This window comes from Angustibacter sp. McL0619, assembly GCF_049994355.1.
In the GTDB taxonomy this organism is placed as follows: domain Bacteria; phylum Actinomycetota; class Actinomycetes; order Actinomycetales; family Angustibacteraceae; genus Angustibacter.
Genome location: NZ_CP188257.1, coordinates 1,226,660 through 1,250,928, shown reverse-complemented (window position 1 = coordinate 1,250,928; position 24,269 = coordinate 1,226,660). Strand labels below are relative to the sequence as shown.

Here is a 24,269-nt window from a genome sequence, read left to right as displayed (position 1 = left end):
GTCGCGTCCATGATCCCTCGTCCAGCCCCTTTCGCCCAAACCGACGCCCGATGCGCCCGACCGTATGACGCTCCGCAGACGCCAGAGGTTCCCAGCACTAGGCTGATCCGGTCCCGCCCGCCCGCTCACCTGCACGTTCACCTGGAGGTCGTCATCAGCGGTCAGAAGCCCGCAACCTGGGCCTACACGGAGGGCTTCATCCACGAGGACGACGTGCTCGAGCGGGCCAGGGCCCGCGCCGAGGAGCTCGGCTGCGTGCCGGTCTCGCCCGGCGTCGGGGCGGCCCTGCGCCTGCTGGCCGCCGCGCTGTCCGCGCGTTCGGTGGTCGAGATCGGCACCGGCGCGGGCGTGTCCGGGTTGTGGCTGCTGCGTGGCATGCCGGCCGACGGCGTGCTCACCACGATCGACGTCGAGCCCGAGCACCAGCGCGCCGCCCGCGAGGCCTTCGGTGAGGCGGGCATCGCCACCAACCGGGCCCGGCTGATCTCCGGCCGCGCGCTGGACGTGCTCCCCCGGCTGACCGACGGCGTCTACGACCTGGTGTTGTGCGACGCGGCGAAACCGGAGTACGAGGACTACCTCGACCAGGCCCTGCGGTTGCTGCGGCCCGGCGGCGTGGTGGCCTTCGACAACGCGCTGTGGCACGACAAGGTGGCCGACCCCGCGCAGCGGGACGAGACGACCACCGCGATCCGCGAGCTGGGCAAGCGGGTGCGCGACGACGAGCGGCTGGTGCCGGCGCTGCTGCCCACCGGGGACGGGCTGCTCACGGCCGTCCTGCGCTAGAGCGAACCCGGGCCAGGGCCCTTGCTGAACCCGGCCAGCCCCTCGGCGACGGCGACGACCTCGAACGTCTCGATCAGGGCCGGGCCGCTGCCGATCAGCTGCGAGCCGGGGTTGTCCGAGCCAGTGGCCGAGAACTGCTCGGCGAAGGCGTCGCGTCCTGCTGCGTCCTGCCAGACGTAGATGCCCTCGAACCACTCACCGGCGCGCATCCGCCAGGTCTTGAAGCACAGGCCGTCCATCGCGCTGAACCTGGCCAGCGACGTCCCGGTCACGTACTCGCGCAACGCGTCCTCGGCGCCGTCGGGCGCCTGCGCCAGCGACCAGCGCACGGTCAGTCCGTACATTCGTGCCACCTCTCGTGGGTCCAGCGCTAGTCGGTCAGCTCTAGTCGGTCAGCTCTAGTCGGTCAGCTCTAGTCGGTCAGCTCTAGTCGGTCAGCTCTAGTCGGTCAGCTCTGGTCGGTCAGCTCTGGTCGGTCAGCTCTGGTCGGTCAGCTCTGGGTCTCGAGCCAGCGCAGCAACAGGCGGGCACCGAAGCCGGTGCCGCCGCGGGTGGACACACCGGTGTCGCGGTCGCCTCGCCCCGGCCCGGCGATGTCCAGGTGCACCCAGCGTCGCTCGCCCACGAACTCGCGCAGGAACAGGGCCGCGATGATCGAGCCGCCACCGACACCCGGCACGCTGGCGATCTGGCAGATGTCCGCGACGTCGGAGTCGATGGCGCTGCGGTAGTCCTCGGCGAGCGGCATCCGCCAAACCCGTTCCGCGCCAAGCTCACCAGCCTGCTGCAACGCCGCCGCCAGCCGCTCGTCCGCGGTGTACATCGCGGCATGGCCGCGGCCCAGGCCCATGGTCGCCGCACCGGTCAGGGTGGCGATGTCGACCAGCACGTCTGGGTCCAGGTGGGCGTCGGCGTACGCCAGCGCATCGGCCATCACCAGCCGCCCCTCGGCGTCGGTGTTGCGCACCTCGACCGTGCGGCCGCCGTACTGCCGCACCACGTCGCCGGGCCGGTACGCGCAGGCGCCGAGGGTGTTCTCGGCCAAGGCGAGCAGGCCGGTCACCTTCACCCGTACCTCCAGCCGCGCGCAGGCCCGCAGCACGGCCAGCACCACCCCGGCGCCGGTCATGTCGGTCTTCATCGGCACCATCGCCTCGCGCGGCTTCAGCGAGACCCCACCGGTGTCGAACGTGATGCCCTTGCCGACCAGGACCACGTGCTGGGTGCCCGGCCCGAGCTCCGGCGGCGTGTACGTCAGCTCGACCAGCCTCGGCGGGCGGTGCGCCCCGCCACCGACCGCGAGCAGGCCGCCGAAACCGTCGGCGAGCAGCTGGCGGTGGTCGCGCACCCGGCAGCGCAGACCCACCTCTGCTGCGGCCCGGCGGGCCCGCCCGGCCAGCCAGGCCGGGCTCTTGACCGAGGACGGCGTGTGCGCCAGATCGCGGGCCAGCACCGTCGCGTCGGCGACCGCGAGACCACGGTCCAGCTCGGACGGCGCGACCCGTCCGACGACGTCCACCCGGCGCAGCGGCGAGCGCGGGCCGTCGCCGGTCCCGGTACGCGGCGGCGAGTACGAGCCCAGCACGAAACCCTCGGCCATGGCGCGGGTCGCGGCGGCGCTGCCGGCACCCAGCGTGGTGACCAGACGGTCCTGGCCGCGGTGCGCGCGTGCGAGCGCGGCGGCCGCCAGCCGGACGGACGCCGGCTGTCCGGCGTCCACGCCGACCAGCACGACCCGCTGCACCGGTTGGGAGCCCGGGCCGGGCGCCCATGGCACGCGGGTCACCTCACCGGCAGACCCGCGCACCCGCTCCAGGTCGAGGGTCTGGTCGAGGTCGAAGCCGAGAAGTTCGCCGGCCTGCCGGGCGGCCGCCGACGGACGCGCGCCGTCCGCACCAGTGAGGACGGGCACGGCCAGCACGTCGATCGGGCTGCCGGCCGCGAGGACCTCGGCGAGTCTTCCGGCTACCGGGCGGATGCGGGGCGCGCGCACGGAACTCCTCGAGGCAGGTCAGGGGGACGCCAGAACCTTAGCCCGGCAGCAAACGCCGTCGGGCCCTCCCCCAGGGTGGGGAGGGCCCGACGAGGTCACACGCGGTGCGGTCAGCCGTTGACGGTCACGCGCTCGCGGTCACGCCGGTGGCGCCCTTGAGCGCGTCACCGAGGGCGTTCGCCTCGTCCGGGGTCATCTCGACCACGAGGCGACCGCCACCGTCCAGTGGCATGCGCATGACGATGTCCCGCCCTTCCTTGGTCACCTCGAGCGGACCGTCCCCGGTCCTGGGCTTCATGGCGGCCATTCGCCGACCCCTTTCGCTGTTCGCGGACGCCGGGCTGGCCGTTTGCGGGCAGCCGTCACGGCGGGTAGTCCCCACCAGTATCCCGCGAGTTCGCTTCCGCGGGAAATCAACCCCTGCGGTTCGGCCATTCGAGGCGGTGCGCGCCGACGTCAGCGCAGAGGGCAGACTGGCTTGCGACACGTCGGACCCAGCTCGGAGGCACCGTGAGCCAGACCGTTGACGCACCAGTGGAGTACGAGGTCCAGGACGCCGTCGCGGTGGTCCGGCTGCGCCGGCCCGAGGCGATGAACTCGCTGGACCGGGCCACCAAGGTCGCGCTGCTCGAGGCGCTGCGCACGGCCGGCGAGGACGATGAGGTGCGCTGCGTCGTGCTGACCGGCAGCGGTCGGGCGTTCAGCGCCGGGCAGGACCTGCGCGAGCACGTCGCCGACCTGCGGGCCGCGAACGCCGCCGGCAGCGGCAGCGGCGGGGCAGCCGGGTCAGCCGGGTCAGCCGGGTCAGCCGGGTTCGCGCTGGGCGGCACGGTGCGCGAGCACTACAACCCGATCGCCACCCTGATCGCCACGATGGCGAAGCCGGTGATCGCCTCGGTGAACGGCGTGGCGGCGGGTGCCGGTGCCTCCTTCGCGTTCGCCGCGGACGTCCGGCTGGTCGGTGCCAGCGCAGGCTTCAACCTGGCGTTCAGCGCGATCGCGCTGTCCTGCGACTCCGGCGCCTCGTGGTGGCTGCCGCGGCTGGTCGGCGTGGCCAAGGCGAAGGACCTGCTGCTCTTCCCGCGGACCGTCGGCGCGCAGGAGGCGCTCGAGCTGGGCCTGGCCACCCGGGTGGTGCCCGACGAGGAGCTCGAGGCGGCCACCACCGAGCTGGCCCGCACGCTTGCCGCCGGGCCAACCCTGGCCTATGCCTCGATCCGCCGGGCCATCGCGTTCTCGCAGTCGCACGACCTGGAGCAGTCGCTGGCCAACGAGGCGGACCTGATGGACCTGACCGGACGCAGCCAGGACCACGCGGGCGCGGTGGAGGCCTTCGTGGCCAAGCAGCGCCCCACCTTCATCGGCCGCTGATCCACCCTCATCGGCCGCTGATCCACCCTCATCGGCCGCTGATCACGGTGGGTAGTCCGTCGGCGGCACGAACAGCAGCAGGTCGTCGATCCAGTGCACCTGCCAGACCAGCCCGAGCAGTGCGAAGGCGGCGATCAGCCAGCGCGAGCGCAGCAGTCCGGCGAGCACCGCACCGAGCGGGAACAGCATGAGCAGGTAGCGGAACGTACTCGTCCAGGGCTCGGTGACGGCGAGCAGGTAGAAGGGGTAGGCCAGGCACCAGGTCACCAGCTCGGCGCCGACCCGGCGTCCCCACGGCGACAGCAGCAGCCCGACGTAGACGACCGCCCCGGTCAGCAGGTACCAGGGTCCGCGGTCGCCCCACAGCAGGTGCACGATGCCCATCGACTGGTGGAAGGGCTGGATCACCCCACCGCTGCGCCAGGCGCCCTGGGTGCGCTCGTAGGCGTCCGAGGAGCCCACCGCCAGGCCAACCATGACGGGCCAGATCAGGCTGGCCCCCGCGGCGAGCAGCCCCAGCCCCACCACCTGGACCCGTTCGGACGTCCGGAACGGATCGGTGCCGCGGCGCCGCCAACGAACCACCAGGTGGGTCAGCACCACCAGCGCGAACGGCGCGACGATCGGCCGGGTGAGGGCGAGCGCCACCACCGCCACCGCACACAGCAGGTAGTCGCGGTTCAGCAGCCACCAGCAGGCGAGCGCCAGCAGCAGCAGGGCCAGGCTCTCGCTGTAGGCGATCTGCAGGGCCGGTGCGCTGGGCACCGCGCACAGCAGCATCGCGCCCCACAGCCCGAACCGCCGCCCGGCGACCTGCTGCAGCACCTTCATCACCACGTAGAGCGCGCAGGCGGCGAGGAGCACGTTCACCAGGACCGCAGCCTGCGAGAAGGGCAGCCCGGTCAGCGCCATCACCGGCTTGACCGTGAACGGGAAGCCGGGGAAGAACGCCCAGGGGTTCTGCTGGACGTTGCCGGCCGCGTCCACCGGCAGACCGGCCGGATAGCCCTGCTCGGCGATGATCTTGTACCACTGCCCGTCCCACAGCTGGGCCATGTCGAAGTAGCCGGACCGGCTGCCGGTCCAGATGCTCGGCAGCTGCCGGTCGGCCGCGCGCCCGATGAACACGGCCGCCCAGACCCGGGTCAGCGCGAAGAACGCGAGCAGCTTCGCGGCGTCCGGCACCGCACGCAGCCGGGTCGCAACCGTGGACGGCGCAGCCGTCGGCGCGGCGCTCACGCCCGCGCCGCGCTCGGCGGCACGTGGCAGCCCGCGACGTGGTCGTCGACCAGCCCGCAGGCCTGCATCGCAGCGTATGCCGTGGTCGGCCCGACGAACGCGAAACCCTTGGCCTTCAACGCCTTTGCCAACGCCTTGGACTCCGCGGTCGTAGCCGGGAAGGTGTCTTCGGCGCCCAGCCTGGCCGGCCGAGGCGTGGGGGCGAAGGACCAGACGAAGTCGTCCAGGCCACCGTCGTCACGCAACGCCAGCACCGCCGCGGCGTTGACCACGGCGGCGCGGATCTTCGCCTGGTTGCGCACGATCGAGGCGTCCGCCATCAGCCGGGTCACGTCGTCCTCGCCGAAGCCGGCGACGACCTGCGGGTCGAAGCCGGCGAACGCGGCGCGGAAGCCTTCGCGCTTGCGCAGGATGGTGATCCAGGACAGCCCGGACTGGAACGCCTCCAGGGTGATCCGCTCGTACAGGGCGAGCTCGCCGTGCACCGGGCGGCCCCACTCCTGGTCGTGGTAGGACAGGTAGTCAGCAGTGCTGCTGGCCCAGGCGCAGCGAGCCAACCCGTCCGGGCCGACGACCGGCGCCGTCATGCCGGCCGCTGCGACGGGGGCGCCGCGCTCGCCGACGACTCGACCTCGCGCGCCATCCGGCGCACGACCGAGCCGAACACCCAGCCGCCGACCAGCCGGCTCAGGTAGGCCGAGCCGGGAAGCCGCCGGACGCCGGCCAGCTCGACGTCCTCCGACCAGTCCAGCCGGCTGCGGCCCGGCGCCGACGCGCTCACCTCGAAGGTCGCCTCCCCCAGCACCACTCGGCCGGTCTTGCGCACCGTGCACCGTCCCGGCCGGTCACCATCGGGCGGCTGCCAGACCGTCACGGTCATCGGGTCGTCGAAGCCGAGCCGGCCAACACCGGTGCGCGCCACGAAGGTGGCCCCGACGCCGTCCGGCTGCGCTGACGTCGTCCGCACGCGGGTGCCCGCCACCCACCGGCCGTGCGCGGGCCAGTCCGTCAGGGTGGCCCAGACGTCGGACGCCGGGGCGGCGATGTCGCGCCGCACGCAGAACAACGCCACGCTCACTGCTCCTTGAGCCGGGCGATCTCTGCGTCGCGCTCGCTCAGCTCGGCGCAGAGCCGGTCCAGCACCTCGTCGACCTGGTCCATCCGATAGCCGCGGAAGGCCAACGCGAAACGCACCTGGCTGACGTCGTCCGCCTGCAGCGTGCCCTCGGACAGCCCGGCGTCCGGGACGGTGGACTCCGGCTCGGGCAGGCCGCCGCGAACGGCGCCCGCAGCGACGGCGCCCACCACGGCGATCACGGCGAGCACTACGAAGATCTGCACCAGGGTCACGAGGAGCATCGTGCCATGCAGGCCCGACAGCCGGGCGGCTTCGAGGGTCAGCCGGCTTCGGCGACCATGCCCGGATGCTGGGCCGGATGCTGGCCGGATGCTGGGCCGGATGCTGGGCCGGATGCTGGGCCGGATGCTAGGCCGGCAGCTGGGCCGGATGCTAGGCCGGCAGCTGGGCCGGATGCTGGGCCGGCAGAAGGCCCTGCGCGAGCACCTTGAGCAGGTCCGGCACATCGGCCTCGGCCAGTCGGAACGTGGCCACACAGATGCTGTCCTGCCAGATCGACAGCACGACGCGGCCGACTTCCGGGTGCGGGCTGACCCGCAGCGTGCGCCCGGCGACGTCCCGGCCGACCAGCACGGTCCCCCTCGACGGCAGCGGCGACACGTTCATGGTCCATGGTCGCCCGGCGATGGACGGGTGTCCAGGAAACGAGTGGATGCCCAGGAAGGTCTCAGCCCAGCCGGACGGCGTGCCCTGGCCGGGAGTCGGCCTCGACGATGGCCCGCACGGCTTCCTCGACGTCGTCGGTGACGGTCAGCAGCGCGAGGTCGGTCTCGTTGATGGTGCCGTGGTCCAGCGCCACCTGACGCAGCCAGGCCAGCAGCCCGCTCCAGTACTCGGTGCCCATCAGCACGATCGGGAAGCGGGTGACCTTGCGCGTCTGCACCAGCGTCAGCGCCTCGAAGAGCTCGTCCAGCGTCCCGAAGCCACCGGGCAGCACCACGAACCCCTCCGCGTACTTCACGAACATGGTCTTGCGGGCGAAGAAGTAGCGGAAGTTGATGCCCAGCTCCACGTAGTCGTTGAGGCCCTGCTCGTGCGGCAGCTCGATCCCGAGCCCGACGCTGACCCCGCCGCCCTCGCGGGCACCCTTGTTGACGGCCTCCATCACCCCGGGGCCGCCGCCGGTGATCAGCGCGTACCCGGCCCGCGCCAGCTGGCGCCCGACCTCGACGCCGAGCTGGTAGGTCGCTGAGTCGGGCCGCAGCCGGGCCGAGCCGAACACGGTGACCGCTCGTCCGAGCTCGGCCAACGCGCCGAAGCCCTCGACGAACTCGCTCTGGATCCGCAGCACCCGCCACGGGTCGGTGTGCACCCAGTCGCTCGAGCCGCGGCTGTCCAGCAGGCGCTGGTCGGTGGTGCTGTCCGGCACCAGGTCGCCGCGCAGTCGTACCGGACCGGTCCGGTGCTCCGGTTCGTCGTTCGGGGCGGGGCTCGGCCGGCTCGTTGTCATGGAGCGAACGCTATGCCAGCCAAGCCTTGAGGACCCGAAGACAGTGCCGAATCTGCTCGACCGGCACGAACTCGTCGTCCGCGTGGGCCTTGAGCGGGTCCCCCGGCCCGAAGTTGACGGCGGGCATGCCCAGCTCGCTGAACCGCGCGACGTCGGTCCAGCCGTACTTCGGCCCGGGCGCCTTGCCGATCACGTCGAGGAAGGCCTTGGCCATCGGCCGGTCCAGACCCGGGCGAGCGCCCCCGGCGGCGTCGCTGACCACCACGTCGAGGCCGGTGAACAGCTCACGCAGGTGATGCTCGGCGTCCTGCACACTCTTGCTGGGCGCGAACCGGTAGTTCACGCTCACCACACAGCGATCCGGGATCACGTTGCCGGCCACCCCGCCGTCGATCCGCACGGCGTTCAGGCTCTCCCGGAACACCAGCCCCTCCACCTCGACGTCCTGCGGGTCGTAGGCGGTCAGCCGGCCGAGCACCACCGCAGCGTCGTGGATCGCGTTGTGCCCCATCCAGGCCCGCGCCGAATGCGCGGCCCTGCCGTGCATCGTCACGTCCACCCGGATGGTGCCGTTACAGCCGCCCTCGACGTTGCCGGACGTCGGTTCGAGCAGCACCGCGAAGTCGCCGGCCAGCTGATCGGGGGCCTCGCGGGAGATCCGTCCCAGGCCGTTGCGCTCGGACTCGACCTCCTCGCCGTCGTAGAACACGAAGGTCAGGTCACGGCTCGGCTCGGGCAGCGCAGCCGCGAGGGCCAGCTGGACGGCGACCCCGCCCTTCATGTCGCAGGTGCCGCGCCCGTACAGCCGGTCGCCCTCCAGCCAGGTCGGCAGGTTCGCGGCGGCGGCCAACGGCACCGTGTCGATGTGCCCGGCGAGCACGACCCGCTCGGCCCGGCCGAGCTCGGTTCGGGCCAGCACGGCGTCGCCGTACCGGGTCACGCTCAGGTGCGGCAGCGTGCGCAGCGTCCGCTCGACGAGGTCCGCCAGCGGGCCCTCGTTGCCGCTGACCGACTCCAGGTCGCACAGCACGCGGGTCAGGTCGGCCGGGTCGCCGGTCAGGTCGAGCAGGTCCGTCATGGTCCCCGACCCTAGTCGGCGCTCAGCATGACGGCGCAGCGGCACGACGGCGCAGCGGCGCAGGGCGCCGTCGCACCTGCACGAAACCGACGCGGACCCTCACCGGAGCATCACGACACCCAGCCGGTGGTGATCAGCGGCCACGTATCCTGGTGCATATGACCGACACCCGCGCCGCCTGGGGCCACGGCCTCGCCACGACCACGGACGACGGTCTCGTGCTCGACGTCTGGTACCCGAGCCCTGCACTCGGCCCGGCCCCGGCGCACGCCGGGCCGTACGACGTGCCGGCCGAGCTGGGCGCGCTGGAGGACATGGACCCGGCCCGCCGCGTGCGGCTGGACGTGGTGCGCACCGAGATCGACCTGGACGCCGCCCCGGCCGACCCGGCGGACGCCTACCTACGTCTGCACCTGCTCTCGCACCGCCTGGTGCAACCGCACGGTCAGAACCTGGACGGCCTGTTCGGGGTGCTGAACAACGTGGTCTGGACCAGCGCCGGACCCTGCGCGGTCGAGGGCTTCGAGTCCACCCGGGCGCGGCTGATGGCCCAGCACGGTCGGGTCACCGTGTACGGCATCGACAAGTTCCCGCGGATGGTCGACTACGTCGTGCCCAGCGGGGTGCGCATCGCGGACGCCGACCGGGTCCGGCTCGGTGCGCACCTGGCCAGCGGCACGACCGTGATGCACGAGGGGTTCGTGAACTTCAACGCGGGCACCCTGGGCACGTCGATGGTCGAGGGCCGGATCGTGGCCGGCGTGGTGGTCGGTGACGGTTCGGACGTCGGCGGCGGCGCGTCGATCCTGGGCACCCTGTCCGGCGGCGGCAAGGACGTCGTGTCCATCGGCCGGCGCTGCCTGCTCGGCGCCAACTCCGGGGTCGGGATCAGCCTGGGCGACGACTGCGTCGTCGAGGCCGGGCTGTACGTGACCGCCGGCACCAAGGTGACCCTCGTGGACGGCGACCAAGCCGGCCGGGTGGTCAAGGCGCGCGAGCTGTCCGGCGCCTCGAACATGCTGCTGCGCCGCAACTCCACCAGCGGACGGGTCGAGGTGGTGGCCCGGCCAGGCACGACCGTCGAGCTCAACGCCGTCCTGCACGCCAACTGAGGCCGACCAGGTGCGTCTGTCCCACCGAGGCCGGGTGACCCGTAACGCCTTGCTGGCCACCGCAACCGTCGCGGCGGCCGCCGTGGTGGTGTTCGCGCTGCACGGCATGGACAAGCCGTTCGGCTCGCCGTCCTGCCAGGCCACCGCGAACGGAGTCACGTTCGAGTACACGCCCGAGCAGATGGGCAACGCCGCAACCATCGCGGGCATCGCGATGCAGCGCGCCCTGCCGGCCCGGGCCGCGACCATCGCGTTGGCCACGGCCAGGCAGGAGAGCAAGTTCATCAACGTGGACTACGGGGACCGGGACTCGCTCGGCCTGTTCCAGCAGCGGCCGTCCCAGGGCTGGGGCACGCGTTCCCAGGTGACCGACCCGGTCTACGCGACGAACGCTTTCTACGACGTGCTGATCAAGATCGACGGCTACCGCTCGATGGAGATCACCAAGGTCGCGCAGAAGGTGCAGCGCTCGGCCTTCCCCGAGGCGTACGCCGACCACGAGCCCGAGGGTCGGGTACTCGCCTCCGCCCTGTCCGGGAACTCCAAGGCGGCGCTGACCTGCCGCCTGGACCCGAAGTCGACCGCTGGCGGGGCGGCTGCGGTCACGCCGTACCTGGCGGCCCTGAAGCGCGAGCAGGTGGCCGTCGGGTCGACCAGGCTGACCGGCACGGTGCCCGGCGTCCGGCTCGACACGAAGGACACCACCCAGGCCTGGTCCCTGGCCCAGTGGTCCGTGGCCAGGGCGGACCAGCTCGGTGTCGAGCGGGTCTACGTCGACGGCAAGGTCTGGGACCGCGCCAAACCCGACCAGGGCTGGGTCGCGTCGTCCGAGGGGGGTGCTGGCGTCGTGGTCACCTTCGCCCCCGGCAAGCCGTCCGGCTAGCGGGTCAGACCCGGCCGATCACGCCCGTGTCCCAGTTCGGCAGCGGCTGACGGGAGCTGGTGCGGCCGTCGACCGGCGCGTAGTCGCGCTCGGTGGCGCCGACGTACAGCTGACGCGGGCGCCCGATCTTGGTCTCCGGGTCCTCGATCATCTCGCGCCACTGGGCGATCCAGCCGGGCAGCCGGCCGAGCGCGAACAGCACGGTGAACATCCGGGTCGGGAAGCCCATCGCCTTGTAGATCAGGCCGGTGTAGAAGTCCACGTTCGGGTACAGCTTGCGCTCGACGAAGTAGTCGTCGGCGAGGGCGATCTCCTCCAGCCGCAGGGCGATCTCGAGCAGCTCGTCGCCGCCGGCCAGCTGGTCCAGCACGCGGTCCGCGGTCTTCTTGATGATGGCCGCGCGCGGGTCGTAGTTCTTGTAGACCCGGTGGCCGAAGCCCATCAGCCGGACGCCCTGCTCCTTGTTCTTGACCTTCGCCATGAACCCGTCGACGTCGTCGTCGGAGTCGCGGATGCCCTGCAGCATCTCCAGAACCGCCTGGTTCGCGCCGCCGTGCAGGGGGCCGAACAACGCGTTGATGCCGGCCGAGATCGAGGCGAACAGGTTGGCCTGGCTGGACCCGACCAGCCGCACCGTCGACGTCGAGCAGTTCTGCTCGTGGTCCGCGTGCAGGATGAAGAGCTGGTCCAGCGCCTTGGTCAGCGTCTGGTCCACCTCGTACGGCTCGGCCGGGAAGCCGAACGTCATCCGCAGGAAGTTGTCGGTCAGCGAGAGCGAGTTGTCCGGGTACAGCATCGGCTGGCCGACGCTCTTCTTGTAGGCGTAGGCCGCGATCGTGGGCAGCTTGGCCAGCAGGCGCACGGTGGAGATCTCGACCTGCTCGGGGTCGAACGGGTTGAGGCTGTCCTGGTAGAAGGTGGACAGCGCGGAGACCGCCGACGACAGCACCGGCATCGGGTGCGCGTCACGCGGGAACCCGTCGAAGAACCGCTTCAGCTCCTCGTGCAGCAGGGTGTGCCGGCGGATCCGCTGGTCGAAGTCGTCCAGCTCGGCCTGGGTGGGCAGCTGGCCGTAGATCAGCAGGTACGACGTCTCCAGGAACGAGGACTTCTCGGCGAGCTGCTCGATCGGGTACCCGCGGTAGCGCAGGATGCCCTGGTCACCGTCGATGTAGGTGATCGCCGAACGGCACGACGCGGTGTTGACGAAGCCGGGGTCGAGCGTGACGTGGCCGGTGTTCTTGAGCAGGGGCGAGATGTCGTAGGCGTTCTCGCCCTCGGTCGCGGTCTCCCCGGACAGGGTGAGCTCGCCGCCGGCGTGCTTGAGAATGGCGTCGTCAGCCATGGTTCGTCCGCTCCTTCGTCTTCGTCGACCAGCCCACGGATCACGTCGGGCTCAGCGGGCGGCCGACGCTTCGGGCGGCCGCACAGAACCTTGACGCTACCCGGGGGTACCCGACCTCCACCAATCAGGGGCGCCGGACCGGATCCGCGGGGTTCAGCCGGTGAGCGTGGCCAGCCGCTGCGCGGCCGCTTGCACGCGCTCGTCGGACGCCGTCAGCGCGACCCGCACGTGGCGGGCACCGGCGGCGCCGTAGAAGGTGCCCGGCGCCACCAGGATGCCGAGGTCGGCCAGGTCGTCCACCGTCGCCGCGGCCGGCTCGTCCCGGGTCGCCCACAGGTAGAGCCCGGCTTGGGAGTCGTCGATCCGCAAGCCCGCCCGGAGCAAGGCGGCGCACAGCACCCCACGGCGGCCGCGGTAGAGCTCCTTCTGCTCAGCCACGTGGGCGTCGTCGCCCAACGCGGCCAGCATCGCCCGCTGCACCGGCCACGGCACGATCATCCCGGCGTGCTTGCGCACGGCCAGCAGCCGGGAGACCAGCCTCGGGTCGCCGGCCGCGAACGCCGCCCGGTACCCAGCCGCACTGGACTGCTTGGACAGCGAGTACACCACCAGCAGGCCCTCGTGGGAGCCGCCGCAGACCTGCGGGTCCAGCAGGCTCGGCACCCCGCCGTCAGCCCACTCGCCGTCCCAGCCCAGCTCCGCGTAGCACTCGTCGCTGGCCACCACCGCGCCGCGCTCACGCGCCCAGGCCACCACCTTCGCCAGGTGCGCCCGTCCGAGCACCCGACCGGTCGGGTTGGACGGCGAGTTGACCCACACCAGCCGGACCCGGCCGGACGACGACGCCGGGCCGAGCTGCGCCGTCCCGTCCGCGGGCACCGGGGTCGCACCGGCGATCCGGGCGCCGACGTCGTACGTCGGGTAGGCCACCTCCGGGTGCACCACCAGGTCACCGGCACCGAGCCCGAGCAAGGTCGGCAGCCAGGCGACCAGCTCCTTGGAGCCGATGGTGGGCAGCACGCCGTCCGGGTCGACGTCCGGCACGCCGCGGCGGCGGGCGAACCAGCCCGACACCGCCTCGCGGAGGTCGCTCGTCCCCCAGGTCTGCGGGTAGCCGTGCGCGTCCGAGGCAGCGCGCAGCGCGTCCTGGACGACCTGTGGGGTCGGGTCGACCGGCGTGCCGACGGACAGGTCGACGATGCCGTCAGGGTGCGCGCGTGCCCTCGCGGCGGCCGGCGCCAGCGAGTCCCAGGGGAAGTCGGGGAGCTGCACCCTTACTCGTCGTGCTCCTGCGGGGGGAGGGCCAGGATGATCGGGTGGTCCTTCTCGATGACCCCGAGCTTGGCCGCACCACCGGGCGAACCGAGGTCGTCGAAGAACTCCACGTTGGCCTTGTAGTAGTCGGCCCACTGCTCGGGGACGTCGTCCTCGTAGTAGATGGCCTCAACCGGGCAGACCGGCTCGCAGGCACCGCAGTCCACGCACTCGTCAGGGTGGATGTAGAGCGATCGCTCACCCTCGTAGATGCAGTCGACCGGACACTCCTCGATGCATGCCTTGTCCTTGAGGTCGACGCAGGGCTGGGCGATGACGTACGTCACGTGCGATCCTCCTCGAACAGACGGCGCACGGCGCCGTGGTACGCGGCCCGGCTGTCACCAGGTCCGCCCCTAGTATCGCGGACAACGTAGCCGTCGCGAACAGGGAGGGGTCCCTTGTCCGGACGAATCGACCCCCGATTGGGCCCTGAGCACGTCGGACAGCGGGTGGTGGTGCGCCGCCGCATCGGGAACGGACGGGTGGCGGACGTGCTCGGCGAGCTGCTCTCCTGGGACCAGGCCGGTGACGGTACAGCGCGGGTGCGCAGCCGGCACGGCGAGGTGGTCGTCCCGCTGAGCGACGTGGTGGCCGGCAAACCCGTGCCGCCGGCACCGGTCCGGCGGGGCGCCCCGCACGCCGCGATCGGCTGGCAGGGCCTGCAGGACGTCGTCGCGGACGGCTGGCGCCCGCTGGAGATGGAGTGGCTCGGCGCACCCGGCCAGGGCTGGCGGCTGCGCGCCGCCGAGGGGTTCACCGGGCGGGCGAACTCCGTCCTGGCGGTCGGCGACCCCGGCATGCCGCTGGGGCGGGCCCTGCAGGTCGCCGAAGGCTGGTACGCCGAGCGCGGGCTGGCGGCCAGGTTCTCGCTGGCCTGGCCGCTGAACGACCGGGACAGCACGCTGGACGTGCTGCTGGCCGAGCGCGGCTACGTCGTGGACACTCCGACCCTGGTGATGAGCGGCGCGGCCCGGCAGGTGCTGGCAAGCCTGAAGCACCCCGGCGGCGGCGGCTTCGAGTCAGGGGCCAGCACCGTGCTGCCGTCCGGGCTCGAGCTGACCAGCGCCGACGAGCCGGACGACGGGTGGCTCTCGGTGTACCACTACCGGGGGCAGGAGCTGCCGGCGGTCGCGGCCCGCCTGCTGATGTCCGCCCCCGCCCAGGTGTTCGTCGCCGTCCGCTCCGGCGAGCACGTCGTCGCGGTCGGTCGCGGCGCGTCCTCACGAGGCTGGACCGGCGTGACCGCCATGGAGGTCGTGCCCGCGCACCGACGCCGCGGGCTGGCCACCGTGATGCTCGGCGAGCTGGCCGCCTGGGCGGTCGAGCGCGGCGACCGGTCGATGTACCTGCAGGTCGCCGAGCACAACAGCGGCGCTCGCGGACTGTACGCCGGGCTGGGCTTCGCCGACCACCACGGCTACCACTACCGGGTGGCGCCCTGAGCCGGCCGCGCTGCGCGGCTCAGCGCAGGTGGGTGTAAGCGCCGCGGTGGTAGAGCAGCGGGCCGGACGGGCTGTCCGGCAGCTCGATGGCCAGCACCTCACCGACCACGATCGAGTGGTCCCCTGCGACGTGCACGTCCGTCGTCCGGCACTCCAGGGTGGCCAAGGACTGCTCGAGCAGCGCCACCCCGGTCATCGGGCCCTTGCGGTGCGGCACCCGGTCGAGCTGGCCGTGCAGCGGGCGGCCGCGGGTGGCCAGCCACTGCGAGGACGGTCGGGCCGACTCGTCGAGCACGCAGACCCCCCAGACGCCCGCCTCCACCACCGCGTCGTGGAACCGGGCCTCCCGCTCGACGCAGACCAGCACCAGCAGCGGCTCGAGGGACACCGAGGTGAACGCGTTGGCCGTCATCGCGTGGTCCACGCCGGCCACCGCCGTGGTCACCACGGTGACCCCGGAGGCGTACCGGGCCATCGCCCGACGGAACCGGGCGACGTCCGCGTCGCTGCCCAGGGGCTGGGGTTCGGGCGGCGTTCCCACGAGGCTCACTCCCTGACCCTAACCGCGCGTCGCGCGCCGGTCCCGGCCAGGGAGCACCAGGACGACCAGCAGCACCAGGAAACCGCCGAGCAGCCAGCCGTAGCCGCGCAGGTTGGCCGGCACCAGGACGTCGCCGCCCGGGCTGGTTCGCAGCACCGCCGCGATGGCCACCAGCCAGCCAGCCGCGGCCGCCGCCCGGGTCAGCAGCGACGCCCGCAGCTCACGCAGCAGGACGGCGACCAGCGCGGTCAGCGCCACCGCCATCGCCAGCCCGACCGGGGCGCGCACGCCGGCGACCCGGTACGTCAGCTGATGGGTCACCGTGCCGAGCAGGGCGGCAGTGGCGACCACCAGGGCGGCGAGCAGCGCAGCGAGCGCCGCGACGATCGCGGCGAGAGCCGGCCACCGCACCGCGCGGGCTGTCTCGGACGTCGCGCGGTCGGCCAGCACAGGCTCAGTATCCGCGCCGCTCCCGCTCGGTGGCGGCAGCCTTGTCGGTCAGGTCGATCACGTCGACCTCCTCGGCCGGGCCCAAGCCGTCGTCGGCTGCCCCGTCCATCAGCGCGACGCCGGGTCGACCGAGGTCACCGTGCCGGTCAGCCGCAGCCTGCAGCACCTCGGTGATCTGCGGGCCGATCAGCTCGTGCCGCTCCAGCAGCGCGTCTCGCAGCGCGGCCACCAGGTGCCGGTTGTTGCTGAGCAGGTCACGGACGGCCCGTTTCTGCTCCTGCAGCAGGTTCTCGACCAGCTCGCGTCCGACGGAGTCACCGAGCACCCGGCCGACCAGGTTGGAGCTGCTCAGCGACGAGCCCTGGATCGCGGCATAGGAGACCAGCGTGTCGAGCATGCCGGCCGCGCCGACCATCTGCACGGCGACCGACGTGGCGTACTGCAGGTCGCCGGCCGGGCCGGTGGACACGTCACCGAAGAACAGCTCCTCGGCGACCTGGCCGCCGAAGGCCACCTTGATCAGCGCGCGCAGCTCGCTGCGCGATCGGGTGAACACGTCCTCGGCGTCACCGTGCGAGAGCAGGCCGAGCGAGTCGCGACGCTTGATGATGGTGAGCACCTCGAGGCGGCGCTCCGGCGCGACCAGCCAGGCCACCGTCGCGTGGCCGGCCTCGTGCGTGGCGATCAGCCGCTCCTCGTGCGAGGTGTAGCCCACCGGCTGCCCGAGGCCGATCTCGGTGATCATCCGGGCGTGCTCCAGGTCGGCCCAGCTCATGGTCCTGCGGCCGCCCTCGATGGCGCGCACCAGCGCTTCGTCCAGCAGGCCCTCGAGCATCGCCGGGCTGTAGCCCTGGGTGATCGCGGCGAGCGCGTCACGGCGCTCGTCCGCATCCAGCGCGGGCTCGTGCGCCTTGCGGGACAGGAAGTGGTCGACGATCTGGCGCCGTCCGGCCTTGGACGGCAGGTCGAAGCTCAGGCGTTGGTCGAACCGGCCCGGACGCATCAGCGCAGGGTCGAGCCGATCGGCCGTGTTCGTCGAGGCCAGCAGCATGATGTTGGCCCACGGCACCCCTGGGCCCTTGAGCTGGCGGTTGGCCCGCAGCACCAGGTTGACCAGGTCGGTGAGCTTGCCGCGCAGCTTCTGGCCGCCGGTGGGCTGGTCGAAGGACTGCATCTGCACGAGCAGCTCGTTGACCGTCATCTGGGCATCGCCCGAGCCGACGAACGCGGACTGGATGCTGCCGCCCGCCACCGCCGTGACCGGTGCCTGCCCGGACATCGGCAGGCCGGTCAGGCCGCCGCAGCCGAGCAGGTGGCTGGGCAGCGGGGGCGCCAGGGTGGCCGCGGCGCTGGGCCGGGTCATGGCGATGGCGTCGAACTCGTCGATGAATCCGATCGCGCCGCCGTACTGGCGAGCGGCCTTGCGCAGCGCCTTGAAGAAGCTGCGGATCTGACGTTGCGAGGCGCCCTGCATGCTGGACTGGAAGGACGTCGCGGAGGCCATCAGGAACGGCACTCCCGCCTCCTTGGCCAGCGCCTTGGCGGTGTGCGTCTTGCCGGTGCCGGGAGGGCCTTCGAACAGCACGCCGCGGCGCGGGCGACCGCCCATCTCGGCGCTGAACGTCCGGTGCGCCAGGAAGAGGTTGAGCGTGCGGATGACCTCGGCCTTGACCACGTCGATGCCGACCACGTCGTCCAGGCCGACGTCGATCTGCTCGGGTCGGATCACCACGTGCGGCGAGCGCCCGGTCGCGACCAGGCTGAACACGGTGGCCAGGATCAGTACCAGGAAGAAGATGCCGGTCATCAGGTACATCGGGTCGATGGCGGGCAGGCTCGGCAGCCCCGCCGGGTCCCCACGCAGCAGCCGCCACCACAGCCAGGCCAGCACCACGGCAAGGGGCACCGCCAGCCGGCGCAGCCGGCGAAGCCGGGTGCGCTCCCGGGTGGCGCCGACGTCCGCGCCCTGCAGCGGCTTATCGCCGGACACCTCGAGCAGCAGGTTGGTCGTCCCGGACACGGGTGGCCCCTTCCTCCGCGCGCTGCCGGCCAGCACGGTGATGGGGCCAGCCTGGCGCACCGACGTGGGGATCGCTCCTCCGCTCACCCGCATGGGGTTGCTTCGCTCACGGTGCGTGACACGTGGTGGGAAACGAGTCAGCGTTCGGGCAGCTCCAGGCCGGCGAACAAGTCGTCGGCGACCTGCCCGTCGACCGCCGCCGGCGGTCCGAAGACCCGGCGGAAGCCCTCTCGGGCGCTGAGCCGGTGAGCCACGTCGTTGGACAGTGCGAACCAGGGTGGCTCGACGCACACCTGGGTGGCGTGCGCGGTCAGCGCGGCCGTCACGGCCGGCAGGTGCTCCGGAGCCTCGACGACGACGTCCAGCTGGTCGTCGGGGACCACGGCCGGCGGGTGCTCGGCGTAGTCCGGCGGAAGCATCCCCGCCGGCAACCGCCCGTCCTGGGCTGCCGCCAGCACCGCTCGGCGCTCGGCACGCGCCCACGAGTGGGCCTCCTGGACCCAGTGCACCGCCCGCACCTGCCACCCGGGCAGCGCGCCGTCCTGGCGGGCCAGCTCCACGCCGCGCATGGTCACCCGGTGCGCCATCACGTGGTCGGGGTGTCCGTACCCCCCCATCGGGTCGTAGGTGACCACCACCTGCGGTCGGACCTCGCGCAGGACGTCGGCGAGCAGCCCGGCGGCGACGTCCGGGTCCGCCCGCACGAAGGCCCTCGGGTGCACCCGGGCGCCCTGCGCCGCCACGCCCGGCGCGGACCAGACCATCCCGGAGTCCCGCCACCGACCCTCACCCAGGACGCGGTGGTCCGTGACGCCGAGCGCGCGCATCGCCGCGGCCAGCTCCAGAGCCCGGTGCGGGCCGAGCACGTCGTCGGCGTCGCTGGCCAGGTGCCTCAGGTCGGACGGGATCACCTCGCCCTCGTCACCGAGCGTGCAGGTCACCAGGGTGACACCGGCCCCTTCGGCGACGTACTTGGCCATCGTGATGCCGGTGGTCAGGGTCTCGTCGTCCGGATGGGCGTGCACGAGAACGAGCCGGCGCGCTGGCTCTGCGCCTGCCGCCGGCTCGTCGCCGAAGGTGTGCTCGCTCACCCGAGGGCGGGCTGGGCGTCCCGGTTCTCCGCCGGCTTCGCGTCGTGCTCGGGGAAGTGGCAGGCCACCGTGTGCCCCGGCGTCAGCTCACGCAGCAGCGGGATCTCGGTCGCGCAGCGGTCCTGGGCCTTCCAGCAGCGGGTGCGGAACACGCAGCCCGACGGCGGGTCGCTGGGCGAGGGCAGGTCGCCCTGCAGCAGGATGCGGTCGCGGCTGCTCTCGAGATCCGGGTCGGGCATCGGCACGGCGGACATCAGCGCGTTCGTGTACGGGTGCAACGGACGGCCGTAGAGGTCCTCGGCGTCCGCGAGCTCGACCAGGTGGCCGAGGTACATGACGGCGACCCGGTCGGAGATGTGCCGGACGACGGACAGGTCGTGCGCGATGACCACGTACGACAGGCCGAACTCGTCCTGGATGTCCTCGAGCAGGTTGACCACCTGCGCCTGGATCGACACGTCCAGCGCGGAGACCGGCTCGTCGGCGATGATCACCTTCGGGCGCAGGACGATCGCCCGAGCGATGCCGATGCGCTGGCGCTGACCGCCGGAGAACTCGTTCGGGTAGCGGTTGTAGTGCTCGGGATTGAGCCCGACCCGCTCCATGATGTCCTGGACGGCGGCCTTGACCCCGCCGGGCGGGGTGACCTTCTGCACCTCGTAGGGCGAGCCGATGATGCTGCCGACGGTGTGCCGCGGGTTCAGCGAGTTGTACGGGTCCTGGAAGATCATCTGCATCTTGCGACGCAACGGGACCATCTGCTTGCGGGTCAGGTCGGTGATGTCGCGACCCTCGTACTCGATCTTGCCGCCGGTGGGCTCGAGCAGCTTGAGCATGGTGCGACCGGCGGTGGACTTGCCGCAACCGCTCTCGCCGACCAGACCGATGGTCTCGCGCTCCTGCAGTGCCAGCGAGACGCCGTCCACGGCCTTGACGTCACCGACCTGACGCTTGAGTAGGCCCTCCCGGATCGGGAAGTACTTCTGCAGGTCGGTGATGTTCAGGATCGGGTCGCTCACGCGCCCTCCTTCTGGATGGTGGCGAGCCGCTCGGCGGCCAGACGCTGCTTGTCGGCACCGGACAGGTGGCAGCGGGCAGCGTGCCCGTCGCCCACCTCGTCGAGCATCGGCCGCACGGTGTCGCAGCGACCGTCGGTCACGAACTGGTGGTACTGGCAGCGCGGCCGGAACACGCACCCCTTCGGCAGGTTGATCAGCGACGGCGGCTGGCCGGGGATCGGCGAGAGTCGTCCGCCGCCCGCCTCGTCCAGACGCGGCAGCGAGCTCAGCAGACCCCAGGTGTAGGGCATCTGCGGCCGGTAGAAGATGTCGCGCACGGAGCCGCGCTCGACCACGCGGGCGCCGTACATCACGGCCACGTCGTCGGCGGTCTCGGCGACCACCCCGAGGTCGTGGGTGATCAGGATGATCGCCGTGCCGAACTCGCTCTGCAACGTCCTGAGCAGGTCGATGATCTGCGCCTGGACCGTGACGTCCAGCGCGGTCGTCGGCTCGTCGGCGATCAGGAGGTCGGGGTCGTTCACCAGGGCCATCGCGATCATCACGCGCTGGCGCATACCGCCGGACAGCTGGTGCGGGAACTCGCCCGCGCGGCGCTCCGCGTTCGGGATGCCGACCTTCTTCAGCAGCTCGACGGCGCGCTTGCGGGCGTCGGACTTGTTGACGTCCTGGTGCACCTGGACGGCCTCGATCAGCTGTCCGCCGATCGTGTAGAACGGGTGCAGGGAGCTCAGCGGGTCCTGGAAGATCATCGCCATCCGCTTGCCGCGCAGCTCGCGCAGCCGCGCGGGGGTGGCGGTGACGATCTCTTCACCGTCCAGCCGGATGGAGCCGGTGATCTTGGTTCGCCGCGGGTTGTGCAGGCCCATGATGGCGGCGCTGGTCACGCTCTTGCCGGAGCCGGACTCGCCGACGATGGCCAGCGTGCGGCCCTTGTCGACGCCGAACGTGACGCCGTCCACCGCACGGACGACGCCGTCGTCCGTGGTGAACTGGACGTGAAGGTCCTCGACCTCGAGGAACGCGCTCATGACAGTCTCACTCTCGGGTCGATCACGGCATAGAGCAAGTCGACGACCAGGTTCGCCACGATCACGAAGGTGGCAGCGACCATCACCGTCCCCACGATAAGGGGTAGGTCGGAGTTCAGCGCCGCGCCGAGCGAGAGCCGGCCGAGCCCCGGCAGCCCGAAGATGTACTCGGTGACGACCACGCCGCCCAGCAGGCCGGCCAGGTCCAGACCGGCGGCCGTGACGATCGGCGTCAGACCCGAGCGCAGGGCGTGCTTGCCGATGACCACCCGCTCGGTCAGGCCCTTGGAGCGCGCGGTGCGGATGTAGTCCTCGCCCAGCGTCTCGAGCATCTGGTTACGGGTGAGCCGGGAGTAGAAGGCGGCGAAAACCAGGGCCAGGGTGATCCAGGGCAGGATGAACGCCTTGAACCAGGCCACCGGGTCTTCCTTGAACGGGGTGTAGGACGCGTAGTCCATGATCCGGAACTTGAAGAACACGAAGTACTGCAGCACCAGACCGATGAAGAACGTCGGGAACGAGTACCCGATCAGAGCTCCGCCGGTGGCCACGCGGTCCTGCCAGCGACCTCGTTTGAGGGCGGCGAGGATGCCGACCGAGATACCGGTCACCAACCACAGGATGCAGGCGCCCACCGCCTCGGTCGCGGTGACTGGGAAGGCCTGCTTGATCAGGTCGGTGACACAGTCGCCCTTGGTGAAGGAGTAGCCCAGGCTCGGGGCCGGGCACTCGAAGGTCGCGGTCCCGCTGCCGTAGGTGCGACCGACGAAGATCCCCTTCACGAACTGGCCGTACTGCACGTAGATGGGCTTGTCGTAGCCCAGCCGGATACGGTTCTGCGCGATGACCTGAGGGTTGCAGGACTTGCCACAGGTCAGCGCCGCGGGGTCCGCCGGCAGGAGCGTGAACAGCCCGAACACGAGCATGCTCAAGGCGATCAGCATCAGAATCATCGCGATGATTCGCCGGATGATGTAGGTCCCCACGGGAGCCTCCGGGTTCTGGGCAGCGGGAAACCGGGCACTGGGCCCGGTCCGGTTCCCGGGGGCGGGTGGTTTGCACCCGCCCCCGAGAACCTTGTGGAACGGTGAAACTGTCTCAGCTCAAGAGCTGAGGATCACTTCTTGACGTACAGGTCGCCGTAGCTCCAGGAGCCATAGGGCGCCCACACGTAGACCTTGCCACCGTCACCGGAGGCGGAGCCAACCTTCGAGCCCGCGAGACGCTGCTCGCGACCGAAGCGGGTCGGCAGGACCCATGCGTTCTGCATGGCCTGCTTGTTGAGAGCCTTCCACGCATCGCCCTGCTTTGCGCGGTCGGTCTCGCCCTTTGCGGCGTCGGACGCGGCGGTGAAGGCCTTGTCGTCAGCGCGCGAGAGGTTGAAGCCACCGGCCGGGGTGAACAGCTCGGGGATGACCGTCGAGGCGTTCAGCCAGTCCGGGCCCCAGCCAGCGCCAGCCATGGCCTCTTCCTTGGTCGGGTCCAGGACGATCGAGTAGTACTCGCCCGGGGGCAGCGGTGACAGCTTGAGCTTGATCCCGGCGCGGGCCTCGGACGCCTGCAGCGAAGCAGCCGCCTTGTCGTTGACCGGGCTCTTCGAGTACTGGTAGGTGATGGTCGGCATCGGCGAACCGGACTGGCTGATCAGCTGCTTGGCCAGGTCGGGGTTGCCGGTGTCCGGAACCTGAGCACCGTACATGCCGTCCCACATACCCGACTTCGCGTAGTCGGCCGGCAGGTTCGGCTTGATGACACCGTCCGCCAGGTCACCGGCGAACGAGCCACCGGCGATGGTACGCAGGGCCGCACGGTCGGCAGCGACGACGATCGCCTGACGCTGCTTGACGTTCGGGACCTTCTTGGCGTTGATCGCGATGTAGCGCGAGTACGGGTCGAACTCGTTGACGCGACGCGTTGCGAACCGCTCGTCGTTGAAGACGGAGGTCAGCGACGCGGTGTCGAGGTTGTCACGCGAGATCGCGGTCTGGTCCTCGCCGGCGTCGGCCATCATGCGCTGGTCGATCGTGGTGGTCTCGATCGAGAACTTCACGACGATCTTGTCCGGCAGGGCCGGACGGTAGGAGTCGGTGGCAGCGCTCCAGTTGGTGTTGCGCTCCAGCACGAGCTGCTGACCCTTGGTGTACTCGGCGATCTTGTAGGGACCGTTCGAGACGACGGCGTCGTCGTACTTCTCGCCGGTGTCCTTGGCCTTCGGGACGGCGCCGAACGACGTCAGGGTGACGGTGTAGTTGAAGTCACCGGCCGCCTTCGCGAGGTGGAAGGTGATCGTCTTGCCGTCCGAGGAGCACTCCACGGCCTTGTCGTAGGCGGCGGTGTCGTTCTTCGACGTCTCGTAGGGGCCCTTGTAGACGGAGGTGCCGTCGGCGGCCTTCGGGATGTCCAGGAGGCTGATGGCGTAGGTCGGGCCATCAGTGATCACGGTCTGCGCGAACGTACGGGAGATGCCGTACTTCAGGTCGGCGCAGGTGACGTCAGAGCCGTCCTCCCACTTGGAGCCGTCACGCAGGGTGAACGCCCAGGTCTTGCCACCGTCGGTCGGCTTGCCGGTGTCCGTCGCCAGGTCGCCGACGAGCTCGCCGGCCTTGGTCCCGTCCGGGCTCATCTTGTAGGCGGTCAAGGTCCGGGTGAAGTAGCCGCTCGCGAGCGCGAGGTCCTCACCGGTGTAGTTGCGCTGAGGGTCGAGGTGGTTGAACTGCTCAGCGTTGGTGAGGATGGTCAGGGTGCCACCCTTGTCACCGGTGTTGCTCGAGCTGCTTGCCTTGTCGCCGCTGTCGCCGCCGCCGCACGCGGCCAGCGCGAGCGCGCCGACCGAGGCCAGGGCCACGAAGCGAAGACCGGTCTTGGCCTTGCCCATGTTTTCTCCTCCTGGTTGATGGGCCGAGACTTTTGCTCGGCCCGTCCGACCTGCCGCGTGCGGTAGGCCGTTCCCGGCGTGTAGCCGG

Annotated in this window: 26 protein-coding genes; 5 read left to right on the top strand and 21 right to left on the bottom strand. The window is 71.4% G+C overall.

Annotation, left to right across the window (positions count from 1 at the left end):
- Nucleotides 1–9 precede the first annotated feature (9 nt).
- Nucleotides 10–786: an O-methyltransferase gene (locus ACPPVT_RS05520; protein ID WP_426566026.1), complete on the top strand. Its 777-nt coding sequence runs from the start codon at nt 10–12 to the stop codon at nt 784–786.
- On the opposite strand, the gene ACPPVT_RS05515 is transcribed toward ACPPVT_RS05520, so the two are convergent.
- From ACPPVT_RS05515 to ACPPVT_RS05505, 3 genes are all read right to left on the bottom strand, one after another.
- On the bottom strand, nt 783–1,130 hold the full coding sequence (locus ACPPVT_RS05515) for a hypothetical protein (protein WP_426566025.1): 348 nt from the start codon (nt 1,128–1,130) through the stop codon (nt 783–785). The two genes, ACPPVT_RS05520 and ACPPVT_RS05515, sit on opposite strands and share 4 nt — an antisense overlap.
- A 146-nt stretch (nt 1,131–1,276) precedes the next feature.
- Entirely contained in the window at nt 1,277–2,779 is a 1,503-nt protein-coding gene (locus ACPPVT_RS05510) for a leucyl aminopeptidase family protein (RefSeq protein ID WP_426566024.1), read from the bottom strand.
- 124 nt (nt 2,780–2,903) lie between these two features.
- Nucleotides 2,904–3,086, bottom strand: a complete 183-nt coding sequence (locus tag ACPPVT_RS05505) for a DUF3117 domain-containing protein (protein ID WP_426566023.1) — start codon at nt 3,084–3,086, stop codon at nt 2,904–2,906.
- A 203-nt stretch (nt 3,087–3,289) separates the two neighbouring features.
- Between ACPPVT_RS05505 and ACPPVT_RS05500 the strand changes: the two genes are divergently transcribed.
- Nucleotides 3,290–4,150, top strand: a complete 861-nt coding sequence (locus ACPPVT_RS05500; RefSeq protein ID WP_426566022.1) for an enoyl-CoA hydratase/isomerase family protein — start codon at nt 3,290–3,292, stop codon at nt 4,148–4,150.
- A gap of 42 nt (nt 4,151–4,192) precedes the next feature.
- Here ACPPVT_RS05500 and ACPPVT_RS05495 read toward each other — a convergent pair whose 3' ends face one another.
- From ACPPVT_RS05495 to dapE, 7 genes are all read right to left on the bottom strand, one after another.
- Complete coding sequence (locus ACPPVT_RS05495; protein WP_426566021.1) at nt 4,193–5,389, bottom strand: hypothetical protein; 1,197 nt, start codon at nt 5,387–5,389, stop codon at nt 4,193–4,195.
- On the bottom strand, nt 5,386–5,976 hold the full coding sequence (locus tag ACPPVT_RS05490; RefSeq protein ID WP_426566020.1) for a DNA-3-methyladenine glycosylase I: 591 nt from the start codon (nt 5,974–5,976) through the stop codon (nt 5,386–5,388). The genes ACPPVT_RS05495 and ACPPVT_RS05490 overlap by 4 nt, the downstream gene beginning before the upstream one ends.
- On the bottom strand, nt 5,973–6,461 hold the full coding sequence (locus ACPPVT_RS05485) for an SRPBCC family protein (protein WP_426566019.1): 489 nt from the start codon (nt 6,459–6,461) through the stop codon (nt 5,973–5,975). The genes ACPPVT_RS05490 and ACPPVT_RS05485 overlap by 4 nt, the downstream gene beginning before the upstream one ends.
- A gap of 2 nt (nt 6,462–6,463) precedes the next feature.
- On the bottom strand, nt 6,464–6,739 hold the full coding sequence (locus ACPPVT_RS05480; protein WP_426566018.1) for a DivIVA domain-containing protein: 276 nt from the start codon (nt 6,737–6,739) through the stop codon (nt 6,464–6,466).
- A 160-nt stretch (nt 6,740–6,899) separates the two neighbouring features.
- The gene (locus ACPPVT_RS05475) at nt 6,900–7,133 is read right to left on the bottom strand and encodes a hypothetical protein (RefSeq protein ID WP_426566017.1); all 234 of its coding nucleotides are present in this window, start codon (nt 7,131–7,133) and stop codon (nt 6,900–6,902) included.
- Nucleotides 7,134–7,194: 61 nt separating this feature from the next.
- Nucleotides 7,195–7,977, bottom strand: a complete 783-nt coding sequence (locus ACPPVT_RS05470) for a TIGR00730 family Rossman fold protein (RefSeq protein WP_426566016.1) — start codon at nt 7,975–7,977, stop codon at nt 7,195–7,197.
- Between the two features lie 10 nt (nt 7,978–7,987).
- The gene (dapE, locus tag ACPPVT_RS05465; protein WP_426566015.1) at nt 7,988–9,055 is read right to left on the bottom strand and encodes a succinyl-diaminopimelate desuccinylase; all 1,068 of its coding nucleotides are present in this window, start codon (nt 9,053–9,055) and stop codon (nt 7,988–7,990) included.
- A gap of 158 nt (nt 9,056–9,213) precedes the next feature.
- On the opposite strand from dapE, the gene dapD reads away from it, so the two are divergent.
- Together dapD and ACPPVT_RS05455 are read left to right on the top strand one after the other, a co-directional pair.
- A complete protein-coding gene (gene dapD, locus ACPPVT_RS05460) occupies nt 9,214–10,167 on the top strand; it encodes a 2,3,4,5-tetrahydropyridine-2,6-dicarboxylate N-succinyltransferase (protein WP_426566014.1) in 954 nt (317 codons plus the stop codon).
- Nucleotides 10,168–10,201: 34 nt separating this feature from the next.
- Nucleotides 10,202–11,050, top strand: coding sequence for a hypothetical protein (locus tag ACPPVT_RS05455; protein ID WP_426566013.1), 849 nt, complete (start codon nt 10,202–10,204; stop codon nt 11,048–11,050).
- A 4-nt stretch (nt 11,051–11,054) separates the two neighbouring features.
- Here the strand turns inward: ACPPVT_RS05455 and ACPPVT_RS05450 are convergent, their stop codons facing one another.
- The 3 genes from ACPPVT_RS05450 to fdxA form a co-directional block, all read right to left on the bottom strand.
- Nucleotides 11,055–12,395 (bottom strand): citrate synthase, encoded by a 1,341-nt coding sequence (locus tag ACPPVT_RS05450; RefSeq protein ID WP_426566012.1) that lies wholly within the window; start codon nt 12,393–12,395, stop codon nt 11,055–11,057.
- A gap of 153 nt (nt 12,396–12,548) precedes the next feature.
- Nucleotides 12,549–13,667, bottom strand: a complete 1,119-nt coding sequence (dapC, locus tag ACPPVT_RS05445) for a succinyldiaminopimelate transaminase (RefSeq protein WP_426566011.1) — start codon at nt 13,665–13,667, stop codon at nt 12,549–12,551.
- Between the two features lie 2 nt (nt 13,668–13,669).
- Entirely contained in the window at nt 13,670–13,996 is a 327-nt protein-coding gene (gene fdxA / locus ACPPVT_RS05440) for a ferredoxin (protein WP_426566010.1), read from the bottom strand.
- Between the two features lie 114 nt (nt 13,997–14,110).
- On the opposite strand from fdxA, the gene ACPPVT_RS05435 reads away from it, so the two are divergent.
- A complete protein-coding gene (locus ACPPVT_RS05435) occupies nt 14,111–15,154 on the top strand; it encodes a GNAT family N-acetyltransferase (protein ID WP_426566009.1) in 1,044 nt (347 codons plus the stop codon).
- A gap of 19 nt (nt 15,155–15,173) precedes the next feature.
- Here ACPPVT_RS05435 and ACPPVT_RS05430 read toward each other — a convergent pair whose 3' ends face one another.
- The 8 genes from ACPPVT_RS05430 to ACPPVT_RS05395 form a co-directional block, all read right to left on the bottom strand.
- Complete coding sequence (locus tag ACPPVT_RS05430) at nt 15,174–15,704, bottom strand: flavin reductase family protein (protein WP_426566008.1); 531 nt, start codon at nt 15,702–15,704, stop codon at nt 15,174–15,176.
- A gap of 9 nt (nt 15,705–15,713) precedes the next feature.
- Nucleotides 15,714–16,145 (bottom strand): hypothetical protein, encoded by a 432-nt coding sequence (locus tag ACPPVT_RS05425; protein WP_426566007.1) that lies wholly within the window; start codon nt 16,143–16,145, stop codon nt 15,714–15,716.
- A 4-nt stretch (nt 16,146–16,149) separates the two neighbouring features.
- Nucleotides 16,150–18,165 carry an AAA family ATPase gene (locus ACPPVT_RS05420; RefSeq protein WP_426566006.1) on the bottom strand — a complete coding sequence of 672 codons (2,016 nt, stop codon included), beginning with the start codon at nt 18,163–18,165 and terminating at the stop codon, nt 16,150–16,152.
- Between the two features lie 137 nt (nt 18,166–18,302).
- Nucleotides 18,303–19,256 carry an N-acetyl-1-D-myo-inositol-2-amino-2-deoxy-alpha-D-glucopyranoside deacetylase gene (gene mshB / locus ACPPVT_RS05415; RefSeq protein ID WP_426566005.1) on the bottom strand — a complete coding sequence of 318 codons (954 nt, stop codon included), beginning with the start codon at nt 19,254–19,256 and terminating at the stop codon, nt 18,303–18,305.
- Entirely contained in the window at nt 19,253–20,275 is a 1,023-nt protein-coding gene (locus ACPPVT_RS05410) for an ABC transporter ATP-binding protein (RefSeq protein WP_426566004.1), read from the bottom strand. The genes mshB and ACPPVT_RS05410 overlap by 4 nt, the downstream gene beginning before the upstream one ends.
- On the bottom strand, nt 20,272–21,306 hold the full coding sequence (locus ACPPVT_RS05405) for an ABC transporter ATP-binding protein (protein ID WP_426566003.1): 1,035 nt from the start codon (nt 21,304–21,306) through the stop codon (nt 20,272–20,274). Before ACPPVT_RS05405 ends, ACPPVT_RS05410 begins: the two co-directional genes overlap by 4 nt.
- Nucleotides 21,303–22,292 carry an ABC transporter permease gene (locus ACPPVT_RS05400; RefSeq protein WP_426566002.1) on the bottom strand — a complete coding sequence of 330 codons (990 nt, stop codon included), beginning with the start codon at nt 22,290–22,292 and terminating at the stop codon, nt 21,303–21,305. Before ACPPVT_RS05400 ends, ACPPVT_RS05405 begins: the two co-directional genes overlap by 4 nt.
- Nucleotides 22,293–22,423: 131 nt before the next feature.
- Nucleotides 22,424–24,181, bottom strand: a complete 1,758-nt coding sequence (locus tag ACPPVT_RS05395) for an ABC transporter substrate-binding protein (protein WP_426566001.1) — start codon at nt 24,179–24,181, stop codon at nt 22,424–22,426.
- Nucleotides 24,182–24,269: the final 88 nt, after the last annotated feature.